The sequence below is a fragment of the Bacteroidota bacterium genome, assembly GCA_018698135.1.
GTDB lineage: Bacteria > Bacteroidota > Bacteroidia > CAILMK01 > JAAYUY01 > JABINZ01.
Window position 1 is genome coordinate 49,299 of record JABINZ010000251.1, and the last position, 6,345, is coordinate 55,643.

The window sequence follows — 6,345 nt, forward strand, 5'->3', positions numbered from 1 at the left end:
CATATTAATATTACATTTAATAATGAATTCAAAAAAAGAACAAAAAGCAAACACCGAAATTCGATTAAACAAATATATAGCCAGTTGTGGTATTTGCTCCAGACGTAAGGCCGATGAACACATTGCTAATGGATCTGTAAAAGTCAATGGCAAAGTTATTAAAGAGCTTGGTTTTAAAGTAACTACGCAGGATAATGTTTCTGTTAATAATCAAAAAATACAATCGGAATATAAAGTATATGTGCTTCTAAACAAGCCCAAAGATACCGTAACAACAACCCATGATCCTCAAAACCGAAAAACCGTAATGGATTATGTTTCGCTTGAAAAAGATGTGCGTATTTTTCCTGTAGGTAGGCTCGACAGAAACACTACAGGTGTTTTGCTTCTTACCAATGATGGAAACCTCTCTTATTCATTAACCCATCCCTCTAAACAAATTAAGAAAACCTATCAGGCACAGCTCGACAAACCACTTTCTCCTGAAGATTTACAAGAACTAATGTCGGGAGTGATGGTTGATGATGAAAAATGCTTTTTCGATTCCATTCATATTTTAGAAAGCTCACTTCTTAAAAAAGTCGAAGTTGTGCTTCATTCCGGCAAATATCACATTGTTAAAAGAATGTTTGAATCTATTAATTACAAGGTTCGATATTTGGATAGAATATCCTTTGCTGGGATAGGAAAATCCAAGCTTAAAAGGGGTGACTGGCGATATCTTACACCTTATGAAATTGAAAAGCTAAAAACCCGATAAATTCTGGATTAAATGTGTATAAAACGGCTCATTAAAATTACCTTAATAACTTACTGTTTGTCCATAAAAATTAAAGCTGTATAAAATTAATACCAACACTAAATAATGCTTAACCCACAGCTTTTTCGTCCAAACTAATCCACAATTAATTAATCTATCTAATTGTTCATTAATACTATATGTCTGATACTAAACTAAATGGTCTGTTAATATCCTTCTCAATTAATTTGATAGTCTCTTAACAATCTATTGAGCAAATTAATATTTTACAATCTATCAACATCCTTATTAATACTATTAATTATTATTAATTAAATATTAAATATTAATATTAATTGGGTTTGTTAATAACCTTGATTCACAGCAAAAAGAGGTTTTACTGAATTGATTTTCATTAATTTCTTTGTGATTTAAAAATATAATATCTTTGCGGCTGCGGAAGGGGACATTGTCCCCTTTTTTTGTAAAACTTTTGTATAGATTTAATTGATTTACAAAGTCAAAAAAGATGGACAGAAACGAAATTATTGAATCCTTTGCTGGTTTAAAAGACCTCAAGAGTATTGATAGAGCTACAATGATAAAAGTTCTTGAAGAAGTGTTTAGGGATTTACTTGAAAAGATGCATGAGGACACCGAAAACTTCGACATTATTATTAATGCTGAAAAAGGAGATATTCAAATATGGCATAACAGAACCATTGTTCCTGATGGTGAAGTTGAAAACCCTTTGAAAGAGGTGGAATTAAAGCAGGCGTTAAAAATTGAAGAAGATTTTGAAGTTGGAGAAGAGTTATCAGAAGAAATAAAAATTGCTTCATTTGGAAGAAGAGCCATTCAGAATGCAAAGGTTAGCTTACAGAATAAAATACTTGAAATAGAAAGAAACGATATCATCAAAAGATATGAAGATAGGATTGATGAAATTGTAACGGGTGAAGTGTATCGGGTTTGGAAAAAAGAAATGCTTGTATTGGACGATGATGGCAATGAATTAATATTACCCCGTTATCATCAAATTCCAAAAGATTATTTTGCCAAAGGCGACCAGGTAAGAGCAGTTGTTCATACTATTGAAAATAAAGGCGGTAATCCTAAAGTTATATTAAGCAGAACATCTCCCGAATTTTTAGAGAGACTTTTTGAGCTGGAAGTACCTGAAATAGCAGATGGTTTGGTGAGTATTCGCAAAATAGTTCGCGAACCAGGCGAAAGAGCCAAAGTTGCAGTTGAGTCGTATGACGATAGAATAGATCCTGTAGGTGCTTGTGTAGGAATGAAAGGAAGCCGTATTCATGGCATTGTAAGAGAGTTAAGAAATGAGAATATTGATATTATAAATTATACAGACAATGTTTCACTTCTTATTTCGCGTGCCCTGAGTCCAGCAAAAACAGGCACAATTACGTTGGGAGGAGAAAGTAAAAAAGCATCAGTATATCTAAAACCAGATCAGGTTTCTTTGGCAATTGGAAAAGACGGTTTAAACATTAAACTGGCTGCCCGATTAACAGGTTATGAAATTGATGTGTTCCGCGATGTGGATGATGAAGAATATGATATTGAGTTGGACGAATTTGCCGATGAAATTGATAGCTGGATTATTGATGAGCTAAAAGAAATTGGTTGCGATACTGCAAAATCAGTTTTGGCACTAACCAAGAAAGAAATTGCTGTTAGAACTGATCTTGAAGAAGAAACAGTTGAACAGGTTGTGTCCATACTAAGAAAGGAATTCGAGTAAGAAATAAGGAAAAATATGTCAAATAGCGCGCCTAAAAGATTATCAAAGGTTGCAAAGGAACTTAATATTGCAACAACAACAATTATTGAGTTCCTTGGTAGCAAAAATGTAGAAGTCGACAGCAATCCGAACACCAAGATTTCTGCCGATGTCTATGATATGCTATTGGAGAAGTTTCAGTCAGACAAGTTGTCTAAAGAAAAAACAGAAGAAAAAATTGAGGTCGCTAAAAAAGAAGACTCTAGCCGAAGAGCTCAATATTTTCCTCAGCAGGAGGAAAAAGAAGAAATTCTTATCAAGTCAAATCTTATTGCTCAGCCCGAAGAAGTTGTAGAAGAGAAAAAAGTTGCGCCTGAGCCTAAAAAAGAGATCGTAGAAAAACCGATTGAGCCTGAAGCGGAAAAAGTAATAGAGAAACCTGAAATAAAGGTGGTTGAGCCAGTTGAAGAAAAGCTTGTTGAACCAATAGAAGAGAAGCCAAAGAAAGAAGAAGCTGAACTAAAAGTTGTCGGAAAAATAGATCTGGGCAAAAAAGATAAGCCGAAAAAGGAAGAGCTTGCCAAAGAGATTCCTAAAGAGATTATTAAGGAAGAAGCCCCAGTTGAAGAAAAGGCCGAAGAACCTGTGATAGAAAAGGCCGAAGTGGTTGAGGAAAAAGCTGTTGAGGAGAATATTGAAACAGTTGAGGCTGAAGAGAAGAAAGAAGAAAAAGAAGAGAAAGAGGAAGAAAAGAAAGAAGAAAAGCCTGAAGAGCCCAAAGAAGAACCAACACCAGAGCCAAAAGAAGCTGAAGAAAAAAGCGAAATAGAAATAAAGGCTGAAAAGGCCGATCAGCCAATTGTTAAAGAGGCCGAAACAGAGATAAAGAAAGTAGTTGAGAGGGATAAGCCCAAAGAGCCCGGACTTACCATTGTTGGAAAAATTGATGTTGACATTATCAATGCCAGCAAGCGAAGAAAACCAGTGGCATCAACAACCGACCCTTCATCTATGCGAGCTAAAAAACGCAAAAGGATTCTTAAAAAAGAGAAACCCGCTGGAGGAAAACCAGATCCCGTTAGAGTTCAAAAAGGAAAGAGACCTGTTGCTGCTAGAAAGCCAGAGGTAGATGACAAGAAAATTAAAGAACAAGTATCTGCAACACTGGCCAAGCTAACCGGAAAACAAACAGCCGGAGGGGTTACACGCTCAAAGCTTAAAAAACAAAAAAGAAGAGATCAAAAAGAGAGAATACAAATTGAACAAGATACAGTAGTCGAAAAAGTACTGGAAGTTATTGAGTTTATTACTGTTAACGAGTTAGCAAACCTAATGAGTGTTGGTGTTACAGAGGTTATTACCTCTTGTATGAACATGGGTATGATGGTTAATATCAACCAAAGATTGGACGCTGAAACTATCATGTTTGTGGCTGATGAATTTGATTTTGACGTAACCTTTAAGCAGGAAAGCACAGACGAGCCGGCACTCGAAGAAGAAGATAATGAAGAATTTGTTGAAGAGCGGGCCCCGGTAGTTACCATTATGGGTCATGTTGATCATGGTAAAACAACACTACTCGATCATATTCGCAAGTCTCATATTACCGATAAAGAAGCAGGAGGTATTACCCAGCATATTGGCGCCTATGAAGTACGGATGAAAGACGGAAAGAAAATCGTTTTTCTTGACACACCAGGTCATGAAGCATTTACATCTATGCGTGCACGTGGAGCCAAAGTAACCGATATTGTAATTATTGTTGTCTCGGCTGATGATTCTGTGATGCCCCAAACAAAAGAGGCCATTAGTCACGCACAGGCAGCAGGCGCACCGCTTGTTTTTGCCATTAACAAAATTGACCGAGACGGAGCCAATCCTGACCGGATTAGAGAACAACTTTCGGAAATGAATATTTTAGTTGAAGAATGGGGAGGTAAATACCAGAGCCAGGAAATTTCAGCTAAAAACGGAATTAATATAGATGAGCTTTTAGAAAAAGTATTACTGGAAGCAGAAATGCTTGAACTAAAGGCCGATCCAAAGAAAAGAGCAATTGGAACAGTAATCGAAGCCTCTTTAGACAAAGGAAAAGGAATTGTAGCCACCTTGTTGGTTCAAAAAGGTTGTTTAAAAGTTGGAGATCCTATTTTGGCCGGAGCATTTTATGCAAAAGTTAAAGCCCTTTACGATGAAAACAGAAGCCGACTGGATAGCGTTGGCCCCTCCACTCCTATCGAAGTATTAGGTTTTGATGGCTCACCTACATCGGGCGATATTTTTTATGTTACCGAAAGCGAACAACAAGCAAAGGAAATTGCTGCCAAGCGAAAACGTTTAATTCGTGAGCAGGGAATTCGTGCCACCAAACACGTTACACTGGACGAAATTGGAAGACGTATTGCCCTTGGAAGCTTTAAAGAGCTGAATATTATTATCAAGGGAGACGTGGATGGTTCTGTAGAGGCCCTGTCCGACTCCATGCAAAAGTTGAGTAGTGAAGAAGTTCAGGTGAATGTAATTCACAAAGGAGTAGGTCAAATTTCAGAATCAGATGTGATGTTGGCCTCTGCCTCAGATGCTGTTATTTTAGGCTTCCAGGTACGACCTTCTTTAACAGCCCGAAAAATGGCTGAGAACGAACAAATTGATATTCGACATTATTCGGTTATTTACGATGCCATTGAAGAATTAAAATCCGCAATCGAAGGCATGCTTGAACCAACACAGGTTGAAAAAATAGTTTGCAATGTGGAAGTTAGAGATGTGTTTAAAATAACCAAGGTGGGAACCATTGCCGGAAGTATGGTCATTGATGGTAAAATCACAAGAAAAACACGGGTTCGTGTGTTGCGCGAAGGAGTTGTGGTATTTACGGGAGATCTTTCGTCACTCAAGCGATTTAAAGACGATGTGAAAGAAGTTTCCTCTGGCTACGAATGCGGAGTTGGCGTTTATAATTTCAACGATCTTAAAGTGGGCGACATCATCGAAGGTTTCACAACCGAGCAAGTTTCCAGAAAGCTATAGATTTGTTTTCTACTGAAGGATTAAAGCTGCAGTTTTATTGCAATTGCTCTCGTGCCTTTTAAATTTCCAATACAGAAGTCTTCTTAATTGATACCATTAATTTAAGAGAATAAGTTTGAATTTTTGCTAATTGAAAATTGAGTATTATTTGTTATTTGTATTTTGACATTTGGTGCTTAAAAAATGATTGGCTTTTAATCAAACAAACTTCTTTTCTTTTCCTGTAAATCCAAGTACCGGCCCAATCACAGCCTAGCAACAATCCTATTTATTTTCAGTATATTTCTCCTGTAAAAAGCATAAATTTTGTTCAATTAAAATACAAAATTTATATTCTCAGTCGGAATCGCTTCGCTTTTACATGATTTTTTATCATTTGTCAGTAGGTGGTTTCAAACGAAAAAAATTCATGTATATTTGATGTAAGATCAAAAAATACGTCTTCAATGAAATTTGACATGGTTTCTCTTACAATTTACCACAACATCCACTACGCCCTTCATCTTATCAGAGTGAAGGATTGTTACCACCACCACGGGAATACGAAACAAAATGAACCTACAAGATATGATAAAGAGTTGTTCACTGATTTGAAAAAGGAAAGACACTATTTACAGTATATAGCACTGAATAACAACAAATTAGAATAATAAACATATAAGTAGAATAAACAACATTATTGTTTATTCCTACGTTGGTGTTAATTAAAAGAATTTCAGGTGTTTATGAATGCGTTGGACGCACATTTTACTAAGTTTTCACCCTATTCAATGCGTGTTTTTTTACGTTATGAAAGGCAATTGGATGGAATATAAGGTTCAAAGATATTTAA

At 36.2% G+C, this 6,345-nt stretch carries 3 protein-coding genes; all 3 read left to right on the forward strand.

The window, feature by feature from the left end; all coding sequences use genetic code 11:
• Positions 1-22 precede the first annotated feature (22 nt).
• The 3 genes from HOG71_15710 (at position 23) to infB (ending at position 5,513) form a co-directional block, all read left to right on the forward strand.
• Positions 23-760 (forward strand): rRNA pseudouridine synthase, encoded by a 738-nt coding sequence (locus HOG71_15710; GenBank protein MBT5992294.1) that lies wholly within the window; start codon positions 23-25, stop codon positions 758-760.
• Between the two features lie 508 nt (positions 761-1,268).
• Entirely contained in the window at positions 1,269-2,504 is a 1,236-nt protein-coding gene (gene nusA, locus HOG71_15715; protein MBT5992295.1) for a transcription termination/antitermination protein NusA, read from the forward strand.
• Between the two features lie 15 nt (positions 2,505-2,519).
• Complete coding sequence (infB, locus tag HOG71_15720; GenBank protein MBT5992296.1) at positions 2,520-5,513, forward strand: translation initiation factor IF-2; 2,994 nt, start codon at positions 2,520-2,522, stop codon at positions 5,511-5,513.
• Positions 5,514-6,345: the final 832 nt, after the last annotated feature.

Bases quoted from the DNA above. Each gene is read 5' to 3' on its own strand.
- HOG71_15710 (MBT5992294.1), top strand. From the start codon at position 23: ATGAATTCAAAAAAAGAACAAAAAGCAAACACCGAAATTCGATTAAAC.
- nusA (MBT5992295.1), top strand. From the start codon at position 1,269: ATGGACAGAAACGAAATTATTGAATCCTTTGCTGGTTTAAAAGACCTC.
- infB (MBT5992296.1), top strand. From the start codon at position 2,520: ATGTCAAATAGCGCGCCTAAAAGATTATCAAAGGTTGCAAAGGAACTT.